The organism is Demequina sediminicola, assembly GCF_000975055.1.
Classification (GTDB): Bacteria; Actinomycetota; Actinomycetes; order Actinomycetales; family Demequinaceae; genus Demequina; species Demequina sediminicola.
In genome coordinates this window covers 420,348-438,947 of the sequence record NZ_BBRB01000001.1, presented here as the reverse complement: position 1 = coordinate 438,947, position 18,600 = coordinate 420,348, and the positions used below count along the sequence as shown (strand labels likewise).

The following is an 18,600-nucleotide window of genomic DNA, read 5'->3' as shown; positions in this document are numbered from 1 at the left end:
TTCGACCGAACACACCCAAGGAGAACCACTCGTGGCACAGGACGTGCTCACGGACCTCAGTAAGGTCCGCAACATCGGCATCATGGCGCACATTGACGCCGGCAAGACCACTACCACCGAGCGCATCCTGTTCTACACGGGTGTGAACTACAAGATCGGTGAAACGCACGACGGTGCGTCAACGACTGACTGGATGGAGCAGGAGCAGGAGCGTGGCATCACGATCACGTCTGCTGCTGTGACGTGTTTCTGGGACAACAACCAGATCAACATCATCGACACGCCCGGTCACGTTGACTTCACTGTCGAGGTGGAGCGTTCGCTCCGTGTCCTCGATGGCGCTGTTGCAGTGTTCGACGGCAAGGAGGGCGTTGAGCCCCAGTCGGAGAACGTGTGGCGTCAGGCTGACAAGTACGACGTTCCGCGTATCTGCTTCGTCAACAAGATGGACAAGCTCGGCGCTGACTTCTACTTCACCGTTGACACCATCGTGAAGCGCCTCGGCGCCAAGCCTCTGGTCATCCAGCTGCCCATTGGTGCCGAGAATGACTTCCTTGGTGTGATCGACCTCGTCGAAATGAACGCCAAGGTCTGGCCTGGCGACGCCAAGGGTGATGTCACCATGGGCGCCGAGTACGAGACCACCGAGATCCCCGCGGAACTCAAGGACAAGGCTGACGAGTACCGTGCTGCGCTGCTCGAGACTGTTGCCGAGGCCGATGACGAGCTGCTCGAGAAGTACCTCGGTGGCGAAGAGCTCACGCTGGAGGAGATCAAGGGCGCGATCCGCAAGATGACGATCGCTTCCGAGCTCTACCCCGTGCTGTGTGGCTCGGCGTTCAAGAACCGCGGCGTGCAGCCCATGCTCGACGCTGTTGTTGACTACCTGCCTTCGCCCCTTGACGTTCCCGCCATCCAGGGTGTGGACGCCAAGGACTCGGACGTTGCTATCGAGCGCCACGCCGATGTCAACGAGCCTTTCTCGGCGCTGGCATTCAAGGTTGTGACGCACCCGTTCTTCGGTCGCCTCACCTACGTTCGCGTCTACTCGGGTCACCTCGAGACGGGCGCACAGATCGTGAACTCCACCAAGGGCAAGAAGGAACGCATCGGAAAGCTCTTCCAGATGCACGCCAACAAGGAGAACCCGGTCGAGTCGATTCACGCTGGCCACATTTATGCGGTCATCGGCCTGAAGGACACGACTACGGGTGACACCCTGTGCAACCCCGAGCACCCTGTTGTGCTTGAGTCGATGACGTTCCCCGAGCCCGTGATCGATGTGGCGATTGAGCCCAAGACCAAGGGTGACCAGGAGAAGCTGTCGACCGCTATCCAGAAGCTTGCGGAGGAGGACCCCACCTTCCGTGTGCGTCTGGACGAGGAGACCGGCCAGACCGTCATCGGCGGTATGGGTGAGCTTCACCTCGACATCCTCGTTGACCGTATGCGCCGCGAGTTCAAGGTGGACGCCAACGTTGGTAAGCCTCAGGTCGCGTACCGCGAGACCATTCGCAAGACGGTCGAGAAGTACGACTACACGCACAAGAAGCAGACTGGTGGATCTGGCCAGTTCGCGAAGGTGCAGATCTCGCTCGAGCCTCTCGAGGCCGATTCCGAGGTCACCTACGAGTTTGTGAACGCCGTTACCGGTGGTCGCGTGCCTCGCGAGTACATTCCTTCCGTCGACGCTGGAATCAAGGCTTCGATGGAACTGGGAATCCAGGCCGGTTACCCGGTCGTGGGCGTGAAGGCAACGCTCCTGGACGGTCAGTACCACGACGTCGACTCCTCGGAGATGGCGTTCAAGATCGCTGGTTCGATGGCCTTCAAGGAGGCTGCCCGTATCGCTAAGCCCGTGCTGCTTGAGCCTGTGTTCGCCGTTGAGGTGCGCACGCCTGAGGAGTACATGGGCGATGTGATCGGCGACATCAACTCGCGTCGCGGTCAGATTCGCCAGATGTCGGATGCCTCCGGCGTCAAGGTGGTCGACGCGCTCGTTCCGTTGTCGGAGATGTTCGGATATGTCGGCGACCTGCGTTCCAAGACGTCAGGCCGTGCTGTCTACTCGATGGTCTTCGACAGCTACGCGGAGGTTCCGAAGGCTGTTGCCGAGGAAATCATCGCCAAGACCCGGGGCGAGTAACCCCACCGGTTGAAAATCAGAAATAATACGACCAGTAGGGATGATCGCCCCGGACGACGCAATGTCGCCTAAGGCAGTAGCATCTTTACCCGAGTCTCACTAAATTCAGGAGGAACCCCTCATGGCTAAGGCCAAGTTCGAGCGGACCAAGCCGCACGTCAACATCGGCACCATTGGTCACGTTGACCACGGTAAGACCACGCTGACCGCTGCAATCTCGAAGGTGCTGCACGACCAGTACCCCGACCTCAACCCCTTCACGCCTTTCGAAGACATCGACAAGGCTCCTGAAGAGCGCGAGCGCGGCATCACGATCAACATTGCTCACATTGAGTATGAGACCGAGAAGCGCCACTACGCACACGTTGACGCCCCTGGTCACGCTGACTACATCAAGAACATGATCACCGGTGCTGCCCAGATGGACGGCGCAATCCTCGTGGTTGCTGCAACCGATGGTCCTATGGCGCAGACCCGCGAGCACGTGCTGCTCGCCAAGCAGGTTGGTGTTCCTTACCTGCTGGTCGCACTCAACAAGTCCGACATGGTCGACGACGAAGAGATCCTCGACCTCGTCGAGATGGAGGTCCGCGAACTGCTGTCCTCGCAGGGCTTCGATGGCGATAACGCTCCTGTCATCCAGGTGTCGGCACTGAAGGCACTCGAAGGCGACGAGAAGTGGGCACAGTCCGTCAAGGACCTGATGGCTGCTGTGGACGAGAACGTTCCCGAGCCTGAGCGTGACATGGACAAGCCCTTCCTGATGCCCGTTGAGGACGTCTTCACGATCACCGGTCGTGGAACCGTTGTCACCGGTAAGGTCGAGCGCGGCAAGCTCAAGATCAACTCGGACATCGAGATCCTCGGTATCCGTGAGCCCCAGAAGACCACCGTCACCGGTATCGAGATGTTCCACAAGCAGATGGACGAGGCTTGGGCTGGCGAGAACTGTGGTCTGCTGCTTCGCGGTACCAAGCGCGAGGACGTCGAGCGCGGACAGGTCATCGTTGAGCCTGGCACCACCACGCCTCACACTGACTTTGAGGGCAAGGTCTACATCCTCAACAAGGATGAGGGCGGCCGTCACAACCCGTTCTACACGAACTACCGTCCGCAGTTCTACATCCGCACCACGGATGTGACCGGCGTCATCTCGCTGCCTGAGGGCACCGAAATGGTCATGCCGGGTGACACCACCGAGATGACCGTTGAGCTGATCCAGCCCATCGCTCTCGAAGAGGGTCAGGGCTTCGCGATCCGTGAGGGTGGCCGCACCGTCGGTTCAGGCACCGTCACCAAGATCATCAAGTAGTTCTTTGTAACTCCTCGGATGCGGGGTCTGGCCTCGGCTAGACCCCGCATCTGTGTGTTACCACTTCGATGCCCGGCCACGGCCGGCATCGTCTGTCAGTAATCCGATTGGCAACTGCCGCGGAAATCTGGCACAATGTACAGGTTGCCTATCGCGGGCAGCCACACACCACCCACGACGATCCGTGCAGGCGGATATGCGCCCGTGTGCATCGCAGATATGCGACACGCCCGAGCGCGGGGGTCGGAGGTGGAGACCATAGTTGTACGAGAGAAAAGGCAGAACCACGCCATGGCGGGACAGAAGATCCGCATTCGGCTGAAGAGCTATGACCACGAGGTCATCGACTCGTCAGCCCGCAAGATCGTTGAGACGGTCACGCGCGCCGGTGCGTCGGTGGTGGGACCCGTCCCGCTGCCCACCGAAAAGAACGTGTTCTGTGTGATCCGTTCGCCCCACAAGTACAAGGACTCCCGCGAGCACTTTGAGATGCGCACTCACAAGCGCCTCATCGACATCGTGGACCCCACGCCCAAGGCTGTTGACTCGCTGATGCGTCTCGACCTGCCTGCGGACGTGAACATCGAGATCAAGCTCTAGAGCTTCACAAAGGACTGCACAGATCATGACTACAACTTCCAATGCCCAGCGCACCACGCGTGCGCTGTTGGGTACGAAGCTGGGCATGACGCAGGTGTGGGACGACGAAGGCCGGGTTATTCCGGTGACAGTCGTCCAGGTAGACACCAACGTCGTGACCCAGGTGCGCAGCGCAGACAAGGACGGCTACGAAGCTGTTCAGCTCGCGTTCGGCACTGTTGACCCCCGCCGTGTGACCGACCCCCTCAAGGGCCACTTCGAAGCTGCCGGTGTGACGCCGCGCCGCCACGTGGCTGAGGTTCGCACTGCCGATGCCGCCGACTACTCGCTGGGCCAGGAGCTCACTGCTGAGGTGTTCGAGGCCGGCCAGAAGGTCGACGTCACCGGTACCACGAAGGGTAAGGGCACCGCTGGTGTCATGAAGCGCCACGGATTCCACGGAGTTGGCGCATCCCACGGTGCACACCGCAACCACCGTAAGGCCGGATCGATCGGTGGCGCTTCGACGCCGTCGCGCGTTTTCCGTGGCCTGAAGATGGCCGGACGCATGGGTAACGACCGCAAGACGATCCAGAACCTGACCGTTCACTCGGTCGACGTCGAAAAGGGCCTGCTGCTCGTGACGGGCGCGGTTCCCGGTAACAAGGGCGGCGTCGTATTGATCCGCTCCGCCGTGAAGGGTGCGTGACACCATGGCTGAAACTTTGACTGTCGACGTGCGCGACGCCTCGGGCAAGAAGGCCGGCACTGCTGACCTCCCCGCCGAGATCTTCGACGCCGTCACCAACGTTCCGCTGATCCACCAGGTTGTGGTGGCACAGCGTGCTGCTGCTCGTCAGGGCACCCACGCCACCAAGACTCGCGGCGAGGTCGCGGGTGGTGGACGTAAGCCTTACAAGCAGAAGGGCACCGGTCGTGCTCGTCAGGGCTCGATCCGCGCACCCCAGTTCGCTGGTGGTGGCACGGTTCACGGCCCTCAGCCCCGCGACTACTCGCAGCGCACCCCCAAGAAGATGAAGGTTGCCGCACTACGTGGCGCTTTGTCCGACCGGGCACGTGCTGGACGCGTGCAGGTGCTGAAGAGCATCGTCGCGGGTGACACTCCCTCGACCAAGCAGGCGCTTGAGTCCATCTCGAACCTGACCAACGGCCGTAGCGCCCTGGTCGTGCTCGAGCGCACGGACACTGTCGCCTGGAAGTCGCTGCGCAACGCAGCGTGGATCCACGTCATCGCGGTTGACCAGCTCAACACCTACGATGTCCTGATTAATGACGACACTGTCTTCACGTCGGGTGCACTCGAGGCGTTCCTGGCCGGCCCAGCCAAGGGCAAGTCGGCAACTGCGGTTGCTACCGAGTCTGAGGCGGAGGAGACCAAGTGAGCACTCTCAACAAGAACCCCCGCGACATCCTGATCCGACCCATCGTGTCGGAGAAGAGCTACGCGCTCATGGACGAGGGCAAGTACACGTTCGAGGTCGACCCCCGAGCCAACAAGACTGAGATCAAGATCGCAGTCGAGCAGGTCTTCGGCGTCAAGGTCGCCTCGGTCAACACCATCAACCGCAAGGGCAAGACGCGCCGTACCCGCTTCGGCATGGGTAAGCGCAAGGACGTCAAGCGTGCAATCGTCACCGTTGGTGGCGGCGAAGCGCTCGACATCTTCTCGGGCCACGTGGGCTAGGTAAAGGACTCAAGCAACCATGGCTATTCGCAAGCACAAGCCGACGACACCGGGCCGCCGTGGCTCGTCAGTCGCCGACTTCGTCGAGGTGACGCGCTCGGAGCCCGAGAAGTCGTTGACCCGTCCCCTTCACAAGAAGGGCGGCCGTAACAACACCGGCCGTATCACTACTCGTCACCAGGGTGGTGGCCACAAGCGTGCCTACCGCGTGATCGACTTCCGTCGTCACGACAAGGATGGCGTGCCGGCTACCGTCGCTCACATCGAGTACGACCCCAACCGCACCGCTCGCATCGCACTGCTGCACTACGCAGATGGTGAGAAGCGCTACATCATTGCTCCCGACAAGCTGTCGCAGGGCACTGCTGTTGAGGCTGGCGCCGGCGCTGACATCAAGCCCGGTAACAACCTGCCTTTGCGCAACATCCCCGTCGGTACGGTCATCCACGCCATCGAGCTCAAGCCCGGCGGCGGTGCAAAGATCGCTCGTTCCGCAGGCGCCTCGGTGCAGCTCGTCGCTAAGGAAGGCCGTTTCGCGCAGCTGCGCATGCCTTCCGGCGAGATCCGCAACGTCGACGCTCGTTGCCGTGCAACTGTGGGCGAAGTCGGCAACGCCGAGCAGTCCAACATCAACTGGGGTAAGGCCGGCCGTATGCGCTGGAAGGGCAAGCGCCCAACCGTGCGTGGTGTCGTCATGAACCCGGTGGACCACCCGCATGGTGGTGGTGAGGGCAAGACTTCCGGTGGTCGCCACCCAGTCTCGCCGTGGGGCAAGCCTGAGGGCCGTACCCGCAAGCCGGGCAAGGAATCCGACAAGCTCATCGTCCGCCGCCGCCGTCGTACTGGCAAGAACAAGCGCTAAGGAGCCTGAGGAATGCCACGCAGTCTTAAGAAGGGCCCCTTCGTCGACGACCACCTTCAGAAGAAGGTGGACGCCCAGAACGATGCGGGTACCAAGAACGTCATCAAGACCTGGTCGCGCCGTAGCGTTATTACGCCGGACTTCCTGGGTCACACCTTTGCCGTGCACGACGGCCGCAAGCACGTCCCGGTGTTCGTCACCGAGTCGATGGTTGGGCACAAGCTGGGTGAATTCGCACCCACGCGCACGTTCAAGGGCCACATCAAGGACGACCGCAAGGGCCGCCGCTAAGGCGCCCGGCGAAGGTTAGAGGAGTAGAGATGGAAGCCAAGGCGCAGACGCGATACCTTCGCGTGACCGCCCAGAAGGCTCGCCGTGTCGTGAACCTGGTCCGCGGTCAGAACGCCGTCGAGGCAGTTGCCTCGCTGAAGTTCCAGCCGCAGGCTGTGGCCACCGACGTGCGCAAGCTCATCGCATCCGCGATCGCTAACGCTCGGGTTAAGGCCGAGGCAGCAGGCGAACGTTTTGACGAGAACGAGTTCGTCATTAAGGAAATCACCGTTGACGAGGGCCCGACCATGAAGCGCATTCAGCCGCGTGCTCAGGGTCGTGCCAACCGCATCCTTAAGCGAAGCAGCCACATCACCGTGGTCGTCGCAACGCCCGAGGTTGCCGTGAAGGAAGGGGCCAAGTAATGGGTCAGAAGATCAACCCGCACGGCTACCGCCTGGGAATCACGACCGACCACCGCTCGCGTTGGTTCGCGGACTCGACCAAGCCTGGCGAGCGCTACCGCGACTACGTGGATGAGGACGTCAAGATTCGCAAGCTGATGTCGACTGGCCTCGAGCGTGCCGGTGTTTCCAAGGTTGAGATCGAGCGCACTCGTGAGCGCGTTCGCGTCGACCTGCACACTGCACGTCCTGGCATCGTCATTGGACGCCGTGGTGCTGAGGCTGACAAGCTTCGCGCCAACCTGGAAAAGCTCACGGGCAAGCAGGTTCAGCTGAACATCCTCGAGGTGAAGAACGCTGAAGTTGACGCCCAGCTCGTTGCTCAGGGCATCGCCGAGCAGCTTGCTTCTCGTGTCGCATTCCGTCGTGCCATGCGCAAGGGCATTCAGTCCTCGCTGCGCGCCGGCGCCAAGGGCATCCGTGTCCAGTGCGCAGGCCGCCTTGGTGGCGCCGAGATGTCGCGCTCCGAGTTCTACCGTGAGGGTCGTGTGCCGCTGCACACGCTCCGTGCGAACATCGACTACGGCTTCTTTGAGGCCCGCACCACGTTCGGCATCATCGGTGTCAAGGTGTGGATCTACAAGGGTGACATGACTGAGAAGGAATGGGCTGCTGAGCAGGCCAAGGCTCCTCGTCCCCAGCGTGGCCGTGGCGGCCGCGGTGGTGCCCGCCGTGACGGTGGTTCGCGTGACCGCCAGCAGTCTGCCGAGGCTCCCAAGGCCGAGGCCCCCGCGGCTGAGGCTCCGGCCGAGGCCAAGAAGGAGGCTTAAGCACCATGCTTATTCCCCGTCGTGTGAAGTACCGCAAGCAGCACCACCCGAAGCGTTCGGGTTCTGCTAAGGGCGGCACGCAGATTTCGTTCGGCGACTACGGCATCCAGGCTCTGGAGCCCGCGTACGTCACGAACCGCCAGATTGAGGCGGCTCGTATCGCAATGACCCGTCACATCAAGCGTGGTGGAAAGGTGTGGATCAACATCTACCCCGACCGTCCGCTGACCAAGAAGCCTGCCGAAGTCCGCATGGGTTCCGGTAAGGGTTCGCCCGAGTGGTGGGTCGCCAACGTCAAGCCCGGCCGCATCATGTTTGAGCTCGCCGGTGTCGACGAGACACTTGCTCGTGAAGCGCTTCGCCGCGCACAGCACAAGCTGCCCATGAAGACCCGTTTCGTTTCCCGTGAGGGTGGTGACATCTAATGGCCATCGGTACCAAGGGCCTCATGCCCAGCGAGCTCGATGCCATGGAGAACGAGCGTCTCCTGGAAGAGTTGCGTAAGGCCAAAGAGGAACTGTTCAACTTGCGGTTCCAGTCGGCCACTGGCCAACTCGAGAATCACGGGCGCCTGAAGGCTGTGAAGCGTGACATCGCCCGCATCTACACGATCCTGCGCGAGCGCGAGCTCGGAATCCGCACGGCCCCCACGGCGTCGGCCGAGTAAGGAAGACAGAACTATGTCGACTAGCAAGAGCAGCACCGCTTCCGACGAGGCACGCGCGCAGCGTAAGACGCGTCGCGGCTACGTCGTGAGCGACAAGATGGAGAAGACCATCACCGTTGAAGTTGAGGACCGCGTTAAGCACCCTCTCTACGGCAAGGTGATTCGTCGTAACAGCAAGATCAAGGCACACGACGAGAACAACACCGCCGGAATCGGCGACCTCGTCGTCGTGATGGAGACCCGTCCGCTATCCGCTTCTAAGCGGTGGCGTCTGGTCGAAATCGTCGAAAAGGCCAAGTAACTAGCGTTCGACCAGGCTCGCCGGGGTAGTTCCGGGCGAGAACCAGACGACAGGAGACAGACATGATTCAGCAGGAGTCGCGGCTGCGGGTCGCCGACAACACAGGTGCCAAGGAGATCCTTGTCATTCGTGTGCTCGGTGGATCTAAGCGCCGCTACGCCGGCATTGGTGACACTATTGTCGCCACCGTCAAGGATGCAATCCCTGGCGGAAACGTCAAGAAGGGCGAAGTGGTCAAGGCCGTTATCGTCCGCACCGCCAAGGAACGCCGTCGTCCCGACGGGTCCTACATCAAGTTCGATGAGAACGCAGCGGTGATCCTCAAGAACGCGGAATCGGGCGACCCCCGAGGCACGCGCATCTTCGGCCCTGTGGGCCGTGAGCTGCGTGACCGCAAGTTCATGAAGATCATCTCGCTGGCACCGGAGGTCATCTGATGGCGAAGATCAAGAAGGGCGACCTCGTTGTCGTCATCGCCGGACGCGACCGTGGCCAGCAGGGCCGCGTGCTCAAGGTCGACACGGAGCGTGAGCGCGTGCTGGTCGAGGGCGTTCAGCGCGTCACCAAGCACATCAAGCCGGGCACGAACCGCGACAACCAGTCGGGTGGCATCGTCAACGTTGAGTCGACGCTGCACATCTCGAATGTGATGCTCGTGGACCCGGAGTCCAAGAAGGGCACTCGTGTGGGTTACCGCACGGAGGAGGTCGAGCAGGACGGCCGCACTCGCACCAAGCGTGTGCGCGTGGCCAAGCGCTCGGGTAAGGACGTCGAATGAGCACCGCTACCGCTCAGCCACGGCTGAAGGACAAGTACCGTTCGGAGATTGTGGCCAAGCTCCAGGAGGAGTTCGGCCACGAGAACATCAACCAGGTTGCTGGCTTGACCAAGATTGTGGTCAACATGGGCGTGGGCGATGCTGCAAAGGACTCGAAGCTGATTGAGGGCGCAATTGCAGACCTCACGGCGATCACCGGCCAGAAGCCGCAGGTCACCAAGGCTCGCAAGTCCATTGCACAGTTCAAGCTCCGCGAGGGCCAGCCCATTGGCGCGCACGTCACCCTTCGTGGCGACCGCATGTGGGAGTTCCTGGACCGCCTGCTGTCGATTGCTTTGCCTCGTATCCGCGACTTCCGCGGTCTGAGCCCAAAGCAGTTCGATGGAACTGGCAACTACACGTTCGGACTCACGGAGCAGTCGATGTTCCACGAGATCGATCAGGACAAGATTGATCGCGTTCGTGGCATGGACATCACTGTTGTGACCACCGCCACTGACGACGCCGAGGGTCGCTCGCTGCTGAAGCAGCTGGGCTTCCCGTTCAAGGAGAAGTGACATGGCGAAGACTGCCCTGAAGAACAAGGCCGCCGGCAAGCAGAAGTTTGCTGTGCGTGCCTACACTCGGTGCCAGAAGTGCGGTCGTCCGCACTCCGTGTACCGCAAGTTCGGCCTGTGCCGTGTGTGCTTCCGTGAGATGGCACACGCAGGTGAGCTTCCCGGCATCACCAAGAGCAGCTGGTAAAACCACTACGCCGCAGGTCCGCTGTTCTCAGCGGAAACCATGGCGAGGAAGAGTTCAAAACTCATGACGATGACTGACCCCATCGCAGACATGCTGACGCGTCTGCGTAACGCGAATGCGGCTGTACACGAGACCGTGTCCATGCCGCACTCCAAGCTCAAGGCAAACATTGCCAAGATTCTTGAGGCTGAGGGATACATCTCCGGCTCGGAAGTGACCGATGCCGAGGTGGGCAAGACCCTTACCCTCACCCTGAAGTACGGACCTAACCGTGAGCGTTCGCTCGCTGGTGTGCGCCGCGTGTCCAAGCCGGGCCTGCGTGTGTATGCAAAGTCGACCAACCTTCCTAAGGTGCTCGGCGGTCTTGGTGTTGCGATTCTGTCCACGTCCTCCGGTCTTCTGACTGACCGCGAGGCAGAAAAGAAGGGCGTCGGCGGCGAAGTCGTCGCGTTCGTCTGGTAAGTCGGGAAGGAACACTCTTATGTCACGCATTGGACAGTACCCCGTGTCGATTCCCAGCGGCGTGGACGTCACCATCGATGGTGCAGTTGTGACCGTTAAGGGCCCGAAGGGCACCCTGACGCACACTGTCGCCGCTCCGATCGTCGTCGAAAAGGGCGAGGACGGCATCAAGGTCGACCGCCCCAACGACGAGCGCATCTCAAAGTCGCTTCACGGCCTGACGCGCACACTCATCGCCAACATGGTTGAGGGCGTCACGAACGGCTACGAGAAGAAGCTCGAGATCGTTGGCACGGGTTACCGTGTCACGGCTAAGGGCTCGAGCCTGGAGTTCGCTCTTGGTTTCTCGCACCCCGTGGTGATCGATGCCCCTGAGGGCATCTCGTTCGCCGTGGAAGGTCCCACCAAGTTCTCGGTTGCTGGTATCGACAAGCAGCAGGTCGGTGAGGTCGCTGCCAACATCCGCAAGGTTCGCCCCCCGGAGCCCTATAAGGGCAAGGGTGTGCGTTATGCGGGTGAGCACGTTCGCCGCAAGGCAGGAAAGACGGGTAAGTAAGCCATGGCTATCAGCATCAAGGGCAAGGGGAAGACGGTTCAGCGCAAGCGCCGCCACTTCCGCCTGCGCAAGAAGATCTCGGGCACGACTGCACGTCCTCGTTTGGTCGTTACCCGTTCATCCCGCCACATGGTGGCTCAGGTTATCGACGACACCGTGGGCAAGACCCTCGCGTCCGCTTCGACTCTCGAAGGCGATGTCCGAGCACTAGACGGCGACAAGACCGCCAAGGCCAGCAAGGTAGGCGAGCTCGTCGCCGAGCGCGCCAAGGCTGCTGGGATCGACACCGTGGTGTTTGACCGCGGAGGCAACAAGTACCACGGTCGTGTGGCCGCGGTCGCAGACGGCGCCCGAGAGGGTGGCCTGGCTCTGTAGCCGGGTCCAGGATAAGGAATTCGTATGGCTGACAACAGCAACCGCCGCGGCAATGGCCGCGGCAACGAGCCTGACAACAAGTTCATTGAGCGCGTTGTCACGATCAACCGCGTGTCCAAGGTCGTGAAGGGTGGTCGTCGCTTCAGCTTCACCGCCCTCGTGGTCGTGGGCGACGGCGAAGGTAACGTCGGTGTGGGATACGGCAAGGCCAAGGAGGTGCCTTCGGCAATCTCCAAGGGTGTCGAGGAAGCGAAGCGTAACTTCTTCCGCGTTCCCCGCATCCAGGGCACCATCCCTCACGTCGTCCAGGGTGAAGCGGCTGCCGGAGTTGTATTCCTCCGCCCCGCGTCCCCCGGTACCGGTGTGATCGCCGGTGGACCGGTCCGCGCCGTACTCGAGTGTGCAGGTATTCACGACGTGCTCTCGAAGTCGCTCGGTTCCTCGAACGCGATCAACATCGTTCACGCGACCGTTGCAGCGCTCAAGGGCCTCGAGCAGCCTGAGGCTGTCGCGGCACGCCGCGGCAAGCCCGTGGAGGACGTTGCTCCGGCCGCGATGCTCCGCGCACAGGCAGCGGGGGTGAAGTGACATGGCACGACTCAAAGTTCAGCAGAAGAAGTCGGGCATCGGCACCAAGCCCCAGCACCGTGAGACCCTTCGGTCACTCGGTCTGAAGCGCATTGGCGACATTGTCGTAAAGGAAGACCGTCCCGAGATTCGCGGAATGGTCAAGGCGGTGGACCACCTGGTCGCCGTTGAGGAGGTTGAGTAATGGCTGAGGAGAAGAAGACTCCCGCCGACGAGACCGCGGCCAAGAAGCCAGCTGCTAAGAAGCCAGCTGCCAAGAAGCCTGCGGCTTCGAAGGCAACTGCTGCGAAGAAGCCGGCCGCCAAGAAGCCTGCGGCTTCGAAGGCAACCGCGGCCAAGAAGGCCGATGCAGCTGACAAGCCGGCAGCCAAGAAGGCTCCTGCTAAGAAGGCTGCTGCCAAGGAAGAGAAGTCGGAGACCACCGTGTCGACGCTGAAGATGCACCACCTGCGTCCTGCTGAGGGTGCCAAGACCCGCAAGACCCGTGTGGGTCGTGGTGAGGCATCGAAGGGTAAGACCGCAGGTCGCGGAACCAAGGGAACTGGCGCTCGTTACCAGGTTCCTGAGCGCTTTGAGGGTGGCCAGACGCCAATCCACATGCGTATTCCGAAGCTTCCTGGCTTCAAGAACCCCAACAAGGTGACCTTCCAGGTCGTCAACGTGGGCGACCTGACCGAGCTCTTCCCCAAGGGTGGCAAGGTGACGAAGGCCGAACTCGTTGAAAAGGGTGCGGTACGCCGCAACCAGCCGGTCAAGGTTCTTGGCAACGGCGAGATCGACGTCAAGGTCGAGATCGTTGATGTGGAAAAGGTTTCGCAGTCCGCGAAGACTAAGATCGAGGCAGCTGGCGGTTCGGTTTCCGAGCGCTAGCAGGGCTAGAGTCAGGGGCGGGTCACGCACCAGCGTGACCCGCTTCGCTCACCCGGCCCAATGTCGGGCCCAATCTGTGGAGGATCAATGCTGAAAGGCTTCGTGAGCGCATTCCGGACGCCGGATCTGCGCAACAAGCTACTGTTCACGTTGGGAATTATCGTCGTCTATCGCATGGGCGTCGCGATTCCAACACCGGGTGTGGACTACGGCAACGTTCAGCAATGTGCGTCGCTTGTCTCATCCAACTCGGCATTTGCCATCCTCAACCTGTTCTCAGGTGGTGCGCTGCTGCAGCTGTCGATCTTCGCGCTGGGCATCATGCCCTACATCACCGCGTCGATCATTGTTCAGCTTCTCCGGGTGTTGATTCCCCGTTTCGAGACGCTGTACAAGGAAGGCCCTGAAGGCCAGGCCAAGCTGACGCAGTACACCCGCTACATCACGTTGGGCTTTGCCGCCCTGCAGTCGGCGTCGTACATCACGCTGGCACGAAACGGCACATTCTTCCCCGGATGCGACATCCCCATCATCCCGAATGACTCCTGGTACGTGATCGCCACCATGATCCTCACGATGACCACGGGAACCATCCTGATCATGTGGCTCGGTGAGCGCATCACGGAGCGCGGTGTCGGCAACGGAATGTCGCTCTTGATTTTCACCTCCATCGCCGCATCGTTCCCCGGTGCCGCGTCCACCATTTGGAACTCGTCGGACGGTGTGCGCAACACCATCCTTGTGGGTCTGTTGGTGCTCGCGATCATTGCGGCTGTCGTGTACGTCGAGCAGTCGCAGCGCCGCATCCCCGTGCAGTACGCCAAGCGCATGGTGGGACGCCGCATGCTGGGCGGCTCGTCGACCTACATTCCGATGAAGATCAACATGGCGGGAATTATCCCTGTCATCTTCGCTTCTTCGCTCCTGATGTTGCCTACAGTCATCGTTCAGTTCTCGGGCGATTCACCGTCTGACTGGGTGCTGTGGATGCAAACCCATATCGCAACGCCTGGCTCGTGGGGTAACACCCTGCTCTTCACGTTGCTGATCATCTTCTTCGCGTACTTCTACACCGCGATCACGTTCAACCCGAACGATGTTGCGGACAATATGAAGAAGTACGGCGGCTTTGTGCCCGGAATTCGCCCGGGCCAGCCCACCGCAGACTTCTTGGCGTATGTCCTGTCACGTATTACGGCGGCTGGTTCGCTGTATCTGGCGATTGTGGCCTTGTTGCCCACCATTGCGTTCGTGGCCCTGGGTCTCAGCGCCTCGATTCCATTCGGCGGTGCGTCCGTCCTCATCCTCGTGGGTGTGGGTCTGGACACCGTCAAGCGCATCCAGTCTCAGCTGGAGCAGCGCGACTATGAAGGGTTCCTCAAGTAATGCGCATTGTTCTTCTTGGACCTCCCGGAGCAGGTAAGGGGACGCAGGCCGCTCGCTTGGCTGAGCGTTACAACATCCCCGCCATCTCTACTGGTGACATCTTTCGCGCCAACGTTTCCGGCAAGACTCCTTTGGGCCTGAAGGCTCAGGAGTACATGACGGCAGGCGCGTTGGTTCCTGACGAGGTCACTAACGCCATGGTGCGTGACCGCCTGGATCAAGACGACGTGGCCAGTGGTTTCCTCTTGGACGGCTACCCTCGCAACCCTGATCAGGCCGTCGAGCTGGACGGGATGCTCTCGGACCTCAAGGTCAAGCTGGATGTGGCCATTGAGATCACTGCAGATTCGGATGAGGTTACTCAGCGCCTTCTGGGCCGCGCCAAGATCGAGGGCCGCTCGGATGACACTGAACCCGTGATTCGCAAGCGCCTCGAGGTCTACGCCACGCAGACCGCGCCACTGACCGCGTTCTTCGAGGGTCGTGGGCTGCTTGTCCAGGTAGACGGTCTTGGCGAGATCGATGAGGTCACCGAGCGTATCGTCGCCGCAGTCGAAGCGCTGTAAGTACGGCTGGGTACGTGGCTAACCGGATCGAGTACAAGTCCCTCGAGGAAATGCGCTTGATGGCGCAGGCCGGCGTGATCGTCGAACGCGCATTGGCCGCTGGACGTCAGGCAGCTGTAGCCGGCGCAACGACAGGGGACATCGATGCAGCCACCTCGCGGGTCATCGCGGAGGCTGGCGCAACATCGAATTTCTTGGGTTACTACGGTTTCCCCGCAACGGCGTGTGTCTCGGTCAACGAAGAGATCGTGCACGGGATCCCTGGTGAGAGAGTCTTCTCCCCGGGAGACGTGGTGTCTATCGACTGCGGAGCGATCGTGGACGGTTGGCACGGAGACTCCGCAATCACCTTCATTGTCGGAGAAGCGCTGTCCGCTGCGGACTCCAAGCTCGTCAAGGAGACTCGGCGCTCATTGTGGGCCGGTATTGCCGCGCTTGCTAGCGCGCAACGGCTCGACGCCGTGGGTGCTGCGATTGAGGATGTTGCCGATGCTGCTGGCCTCCACCCCCTCGTGGGCTATGTGGGCCATGGAATCGGGACGGCGATGCACCAGGCCCCTGAAGTAGTGAACTACCGCACCAAGGGCCGTCACGCTCGTGTGAAGCCGGGGTTGTGCGTTGCCATCGAGCCGATGCTCGTCCTCGGCACAGAGGACAGCCGAGTGTTGGACGATGACTGGACCGTGGTGTCGGCTGATGGCTCGCGCGGTGCTCACTGGGAGCACTCAGTCGCCGTGCACGACGGAGGCATCTGGGTACTGACCGCGAGCGACGGTGGTGCGTCCGGCTTGGCTCCGTTTGGTGTCGTTCCAGCGCCACTCAGGTAAGTCGCCGTCGAGTTCACACGTTTGTGACATCGGCGGCATTTGACTGACATGCACCGTTGCTAACCTCAAATTGTGGCGCACAGCAACATTTCCTGGCGCTACAGGGAGGTGAGCCATGGCGCGCGGGTTCCAGTACGCCCCGGGGGCTAGTGACGAGGTCGTGCACGCTCGCGAGGCAACGGTGCTGAAAGGCGAGTTGCCAACGCTCGCGCAAAGTAAGAACGCAGTGGTGCGCGAGACCGTTGCGGGCAGGCTTGACATCCCCATCGGAGTCATGGCGACACTCGCACACGATCGTTCTGTAGATGTGCGGTGCGCGCTCGCTAGCAATCCCCATGTGACGTCGAGCGTGCTCGAACACCTGGCTGGGGACCGGCACGTAGAAGTAGTGCTCGCCGTGCTTGGGAATGCATCGACACCCATGGAATTGGTCAGCGAACTCGCTTCGCACCGCAAGCCTGCGGTGCGAGATGTTGCGGAGGCAAGGCTCGCGGCACCCACGTCACCACCGGCACCGTCGGTCCCACTCACAACCACGCCCGACAGCGCCCCCACGGTCGCAACTCAGCCCGCTGTGGAAGCTTCCGACGATTCGCAGGCCGACATCCATGCCACGGCAGCAACTGGCGAAACACCTATTGCGCCAGCGACCAATAGGGCCTTGCCCGCAGGTGCAGAGTCGTTCGAGTTCCAAGATTGGGTTCCTATCGACGCTCCACAAGCCGAGCAGGCGCACTCGTATCGGCCGTAGAGCACTGAGCCACGTTCATCAGCAGGTAGAATCGGAGGAAGTCACAGACGTCTCGGTGAACGATCGCCGTCAACGAGGCGATGAACCAGGTGCGGCTCTCCTTCACCGGAGGACAACGCTTCACCAGGCTCACTCTGAATCTGTATGGCATGCCGCTCCTGCCGCGTGATGACGACCGCGGTTGAAGAGCTACCCAACTTCGCGTATAGTGGATCTTCGGGCGTTTTGCCGCGCCCGAAAACCAGTCAACTAATGTGAGTGGAGTTCATGGCCAAGAAAGACGGAGTCATCGAGGTCGAAGGCAGTGTCGTTGAGGCACTGCCCAATGCGTCGTTCCGCGTGGAACTGACCAACGGGCACCTAGTCCTCGCCCACATCTCGGGCAAGATGCGACAGCACTACATCCGGATTCTCCCTGAGGACCGAGTGGTCGTCGAGTTGAGCCCGTATGACCTGTCCCGCGGCCGCATCGTCTACCGCTACAAGTGATCGTCGCTCGTTCGGCGCGGCCATTTGGGACGCGTCCTAACGGCACGCCGAGAGCGAAGAAGGAATCATGAAGGTAAAGCCCAGCGTCAAGCCCATCTGCGACAAGTGCAAGGTTATTCGCCGTAACGGCCGAGTTATGGTCATCTGCGAAAACCTGCGCCACAAGCAGCGTCAGGGCTAGACAACTCAAGAAGACAGCGTTCAGGCAGCCGAAAGGCAGCCCTCGGCTCGGAGGCCGAGGCCCGCATACAGAACTCGCGGGAAGTCTGAGCGTCAGACCTCCGACACTCAAGGAGTAGAAAAAACACAATGGCACGCATCGTTGGCGTTGACCTCCCGCGCGACAAGCGCATGGAGATCGCGCTTACCTACATTTACGGCATCGGCCGTACCCGCTCCCACGAGATTCTCGCCGCTACCGGCGTGAGCGCAGACCTGCGCGTCAAGGATGCAGGCGACGCAGAGCTCGTCGCTATCCGTGACTACATCGAGGCGAACTTCGAGGTCGAGGGTGACCTGCGCCGTACCGTGCAGGGCGACATCCGCCGCAAGGTTGAGATTGGTAACTACCAGGGACTGCGCCACCGTCGTGGCATGCCGGTCCGCGGTCAGCGCACCAAGACCAATGCACGTACCCGCAAGGGCTCCAAGAAGACCGTCGCCGGAAAGAAGAAGTAAGCCATGGCCGCACCTACGCGTAAGCCGCGCAAGAAGATCAAGAAGACCGTCGCGCACGGTCAGGCACACATCAAGTCGACCTTCAACAACACGATCATCTCGATCACGGATCCTTCGGGCGCCGTGGTGTCGTGGTCGTCGTCGGGACAGGTGGGCTTCAAGGGATCGCGTAAGTCGACCCCTTATGCCGCGCAGATGGCCGCTGAGGCTGCTGCACGCCGTGCGCAGGACGCTGGAATGAGCAAGGTTGACGTGTTCGTCAAGGGCCCGGGTTCGGGCCGCGACACCGCGATCCGCTCACTGACGGCTGCTGGCCTGGAAGTGACCTCCATCAAGGACGTCACCCCTCAGGCGCACAACGGCTGCCGTCCCCCCAAGCGTCGCCGCAACTAGCGAACGGTGGTTGCCGCGTCCTCAACGGACGCGGCGGCCACGGCTCCATCGTTCGGGCGAT

General features: G+C 61.3%; 31 protein-coding genes. All 31 read left to right on the top strand.

Going from position 1 to position 18,600, the window contains the following annotated elements; genetic code table 11:
• The first annotated feature begins 31 nt into the window (after positions 1–31).
• The 31 genes from fusA (at position 32) to rpsK (ending at position 18,539) form a co-directional block, all read left to right on the top strand.
• On the top strand, positions 32–2,146 hold the full coding sequence (gene fusA / locus AOP79_RS02090) for an elongation factor G (protein ID WP_062069964.1): 2,115 nt from the start codon (positions 32–34) through the stop codon (positions 2,144–2,146).
• 121 nt (positions 2,147–2,267) lie between these two features.
• Positions 2,268–3,458, top strand: a complete 1,191-nt coding sequence (gene tuf / locus AOP79_RS02085) for an elongation factor Tu (RefSeq protein WP_062069962.1) — start codon at positions 2,268–2,270, stop codon at positions 3,456–3,458.
• A gap of 291 nt (positions 3,459–3,749) precedes the next feature.
• Positions 3,750–4,058, top strand: a complete 309-nt coding sequence (rpsJ, locus tag AOP79_RS02080) for a 30S ribosomal protein S10 (RefSeq protein WP_042213186.1) — start codon at positions 3,750–3,752, stop codon at positions 4,056–4,058.
• Between the two features lie 25 nt (positions 4,059–4,083).
• Positions 4,084–4,746, top strand: a complete 663-nt coding sequence (gene rplC / locus AOP79_RS02075; protein ID WP_062069960.1) for a 50S ribosomal protein L3 — start codon at positions 4,084–4,086, stop codon at positions 4,744–4,746.
• Between the two features lie 4 nt (positions 4,747–4,750).
• Positions 4,751–5,440 (top strand): 50S ribosomal protein L4, encoded by a 690-nt coding sequence (rplD, locus tag AOP79_RS02070; protein ID WP_062071004.1) that lies wholly within the window; start codon positions 4,751–4,753, stop codon positions 5,438–5,440.
• The gene (rplW, locus tag AOP79_RS02065) at positions 5,437–5,742 is read left to right on the top strand and encodes a 50S ribosomal protein L23 (RefSeq protein ID WP_062069958.1); all 306 of its coding nucleotides are present in this window, start codon (positions 5,437–5,439) and stop codon (positions 5,740–5,742) included. Before rplD ends, rplW begins: the two co-directional genes overlap by 4 nt.
• A 19-nt stretch (positions 5,743–5,761) precedes the next feature.
• The gene (gene rplB / locus AOP79_RS02060; RefSeq protein ID WP_062069956.1) at positions 5,762–6,604 is read left to right on the top strand and encodes a 50S ribosomal protein L2; all 843 of its coding nucleotides are present in this window, start codon (positions 5,762–5,764) and stop codon (positions 6,602–6,604) included.
• Positions 6,605–6,616: 12 nt separating this feature from the next.
• Positions 6,617–6,895: a 30S ribosomal protein S19 gene (rpsS, locus tag AOP79_RS02055; protein WP_061960972.1), complete on the top strand. Its 279-nt coding sequence runs from the start codon at positions 6,617–6,619 to the stop codon at positions 6,893–6,895.
• A gap of 29 nt (positions 6,896–6,924) precedes the next feature.
• Positions 6,925–7,299 carry a 50S ribosomal protein L22 gene (rplV, locus tag AOP79_RS02050; protein WP_062069954.1) on the top strand — a complete coding sequence of 125 codons (375 nt, stop codon included), beginning with the start codon at positions 6,925–6,927 and terminating at the stop codon, positions 7,297–7,299.
• On the top strand, positions 7,299–8,108 hold the full coding sequence (rpsC, locus tag AOP79_RS02045) for a 30S ribosomal protein S3 (protein ID WP_062069952.1): 810 nt from the start codon (positions 7,299–7,301) through the stop codon (positions 8,106–8,108). The genes rplV and rpsC overlap by 1 nt, the downstream gene beginning before the upstream one ends.
• Positions 8,109–8,113: 5 nt before the next feature.
• On the top strand, positions 8,114–8,533 hold the full coding sequence (rplP, locus tag AOP79_RS02040) for a 50S ribosomal protein L16 (protein ID WP_062069950.1): 420 nt from the start codon (positions 8,114–8,116) through the stop codon (positions 8,531–8,533).
• On the top strand, positions 8,533–8,775 hold the full coding sequence (rpmC, locus tag AOP79_RS02035; RefSeq protein WP_062069948.1) for a 50S ribosomal protein L29: 243 nt from the start codon (positions 8,533–8,535) through the stop codon (positions 8,773–8,775). The genes rplP and rpmC overlap by 1 nt, the downstream gene beginning before the upstream one ends.
• Before the next feature lie 13 nt (positions 8,776–8,788).
• The gene (gene rpsQ / locus AOP79_RS02030; RefSeq protein WP_062069945.1) at positions 8,789–9,076 is read left to right on the top strand and encodes a 30S ribosomal protein S17; all 288 of its coding nucleotides are present in this window, start codon (positions 8,789–8,791) and stop codon (positions 9,074–9,076) included.
• Between the two features lie 62 nt (positions 9,077–9,138).
• A complete protein-coding gene (gene rplN / locus AOP79_RS02025; RefSeq protein WP_062069943.1) occupies positions 9,139–9,513 on the top strand; it encodes a 50S ribosomal protein L14 in 375 nt (124 codons plus the stop codon).
• Positions 9,513–9,854, top strand: coding sequence for a 50S ribosomal protein L24 (gene rplX / locus AOP79_RS02020; RefSeq protein ID WP_062069941.1), 342 nt, complete (start codon positions 9,513–9,515; stop codon positions 9,852–9,854). Before rplN ends, rplX begins: the two co-directional genes overlap by 1 nt.
• The gene (gene rplE / locus AOP79_RS02015) at positions 9,851–10,411 is read left to right on the top strand and encodes a 50S ribosomal protein L5 (protein WP_062069939.1); all 561 of its coding nucleotides are present in this window, start codon (positions 9,851–9,853) and stop codon (positions 10,409–10,411) included. The genes rplX and rplE overlap by 4 nt, the downstream gene beginning before the upstream one ends.
• Position 10,412: 1 nt before the next feature.
• Positions 10,413–10,598 (top strand): type Z 30S ribosomal protein S14, encoded by a 186-nt coding sequence (locus tag AOP79_RS02010; RefSeq protein ID WP_062069937.1) that lies wholly within the window; start codon positions 10,413–10,415, stop codon positions 10,596–10,598.
• A gap of 63 nt (positions 10,599–10,661) precedes the next feature.
• On the top strand, positions 10,662–11,060 hold the full coding sequence (rpsH, locus tag AOP79_RS02005; protein ID WP_062069935.1) for a 30S ribosomal protein S8: 399 nt from the start codon (positions 10,662–10,664) through the stop codon (positions 11,058–11,060).
• Between the two features lie 19 nt (positions 11,061–11,079).
• Positions 11,080–11,616, top strand: a complete 537-nt coding sequence (gene rplF, locus AOP79_RS02000) for a 50S ribosomal protein L6 (protein WP_062069933.1) — start codon at positions 11,080–11,082, stop codon at positions 11,614–11,616.
• 3 nt (positions 11,617–11,619) lie between these two features.
• Positions 11,620–11,991 (top strand): 50S ribosomal protein L18, encoded by a 372-nt coding sequence (rplR, locus tag AOP79_RS01995; RefSeq protein WP_062069931.1) that lies wholly within the window; start codon positions 11,620–11,622, stop codon positions 11,989–11,991.
• A gap of 24 nt (positions 11,992–12,015) precedes the next feature.
• Positions 12,016–12,579: a 30S ribosomal protein S5 gene (gene rpsE, locus AOP79_RS01990; protein ID WP_062069929.1), complete on the top strand. Its 564-nt coding sequence runs from the start codon at positions 12,016–12,018 to the stop codon at positions 12,577–12,579.
• A gap of 1 nt (position 12,580) precedes the next feature.
• On the top strand, positions 12,581–12,763 hold the full coding sequence (rpmD, locus tag AOP79_RS01985; protein WP_062069927.1) for a 50S ribosomal protein L30: 183 nt from the start codon (positions 12,581–12,583) through the stop codon (positions 12,761–12,763).
• Entirely contained in the window at positions 12,763–13,449 is a 687-nt protein-coding gene (gene rplO / locus AOP79_RS11515) for a 50S ribosomal protein L15 (protein WP_082093277.1), read from the top strand. The genes rpmD and rplO overlap by 1 nt, the downstream gene beginning before the upstream one ends.
• Before the next feature lie 87 nt (positions 13,450–13,536).
• Positions 13,537–14,835, top strand: a complete 1,299-nt coding sequence (gene secY / locus AOP79_RS01975; protein ID WP_062069925.1) for a preprotein translocase subunit SecY — start codon at positions 13,537–13,539, stop codon at positions 14,833–14,835.
• Positions 14,835–15,401 (top strand): adenylate kinase, encoded by a 567-nt coding sequence (locus AOP79_RS01970; RefSeq protein WP_062069923.1) that lies wholly within the window; start codon positions 14,835–14,837, stop codon positions 15,399–15,401. The genes secY and AOP79_RS01970 overlap by 1 nt, the downstream gene beginning before the upstream one ends.
• A gap of 14 nt (positions 15,402–15,415) precedes the next feature.
• Positions 15,416–16,228, top strand: coding sequence for a type I methionyl aminopeptidase (gene map / locus AOP79_RS01965; RefSeq protein ID WP_082093276.1), 813 nt, complete (start codon positions 15,416–15,418; stop codon positions 16,226–16,228).
• Between the two features lie 115 nt (positions 16,229–16,343).
• Positions 16,344–16,979: a hypothetical protein gene (locus AOP79_RS01960; protein ID WP_062069918.1), complete on the top strand. Its 636-nt coding sequence runs from the start codon at positions 16,344–16,346 to the stop codon at positions 16,977–16,979.
• Between the two features lie 267 nt (positions 16,980–17,246).
• Positions 17,247–17,468 (top strand): translation initiation factor IF-1, encoded by a 222-nt coding sequence (infA, locus tag AOP79_RS01955; RefSeq protein ID WP_061963594.1) that lies wholly within the window; start codon positions 17,247–17,249, stop codon positions 17,466–17,468.
• 67 nt (positions 17,469–17,535) lie between these two features.
• Positions 17,536–17,649 carry a 50S ribosomal protein L36 gene (gene rpmJ, locus AOP79_RS01950; RefSeq protein WP_062069916.1) on the top strand — a complete coding sequence of 38 codons (114 nt, stop codon included), beginning with the start codon at positions 17,536–17,538 and terminating at the stop codon, positions 17,647–17,649.
• A 128-nt stretch (positions 17,650–17,777) separates the two neighbouring features.
• Positions 17,778–18,146, top strand: a complete 369-nt coding sequence (gene rpsM / locus AOP79_RS01945; protein ID WP_062069914.1) for a 30S ribosomal protein S13 — start codon at positions 17,778–17,780, stop codon at positions 18,144–18,146.
• Between the two features lie 3 nt (positions 18,147–18,149).
• Positions 18,150–18,539: a 30S ribosomal protein S11 gene (rpsK, locus tag AOP79_RS01940; protein WP_061963598.1), complete on the top strand. Its 390-nt coding sequence runs from the start codon at positions 18,150–18,152 to the stop codon at positions 18,537–18,539.
• The last annotated feature ends 61 nt before the right edge of the window (positions 18,540–18,600 follow it).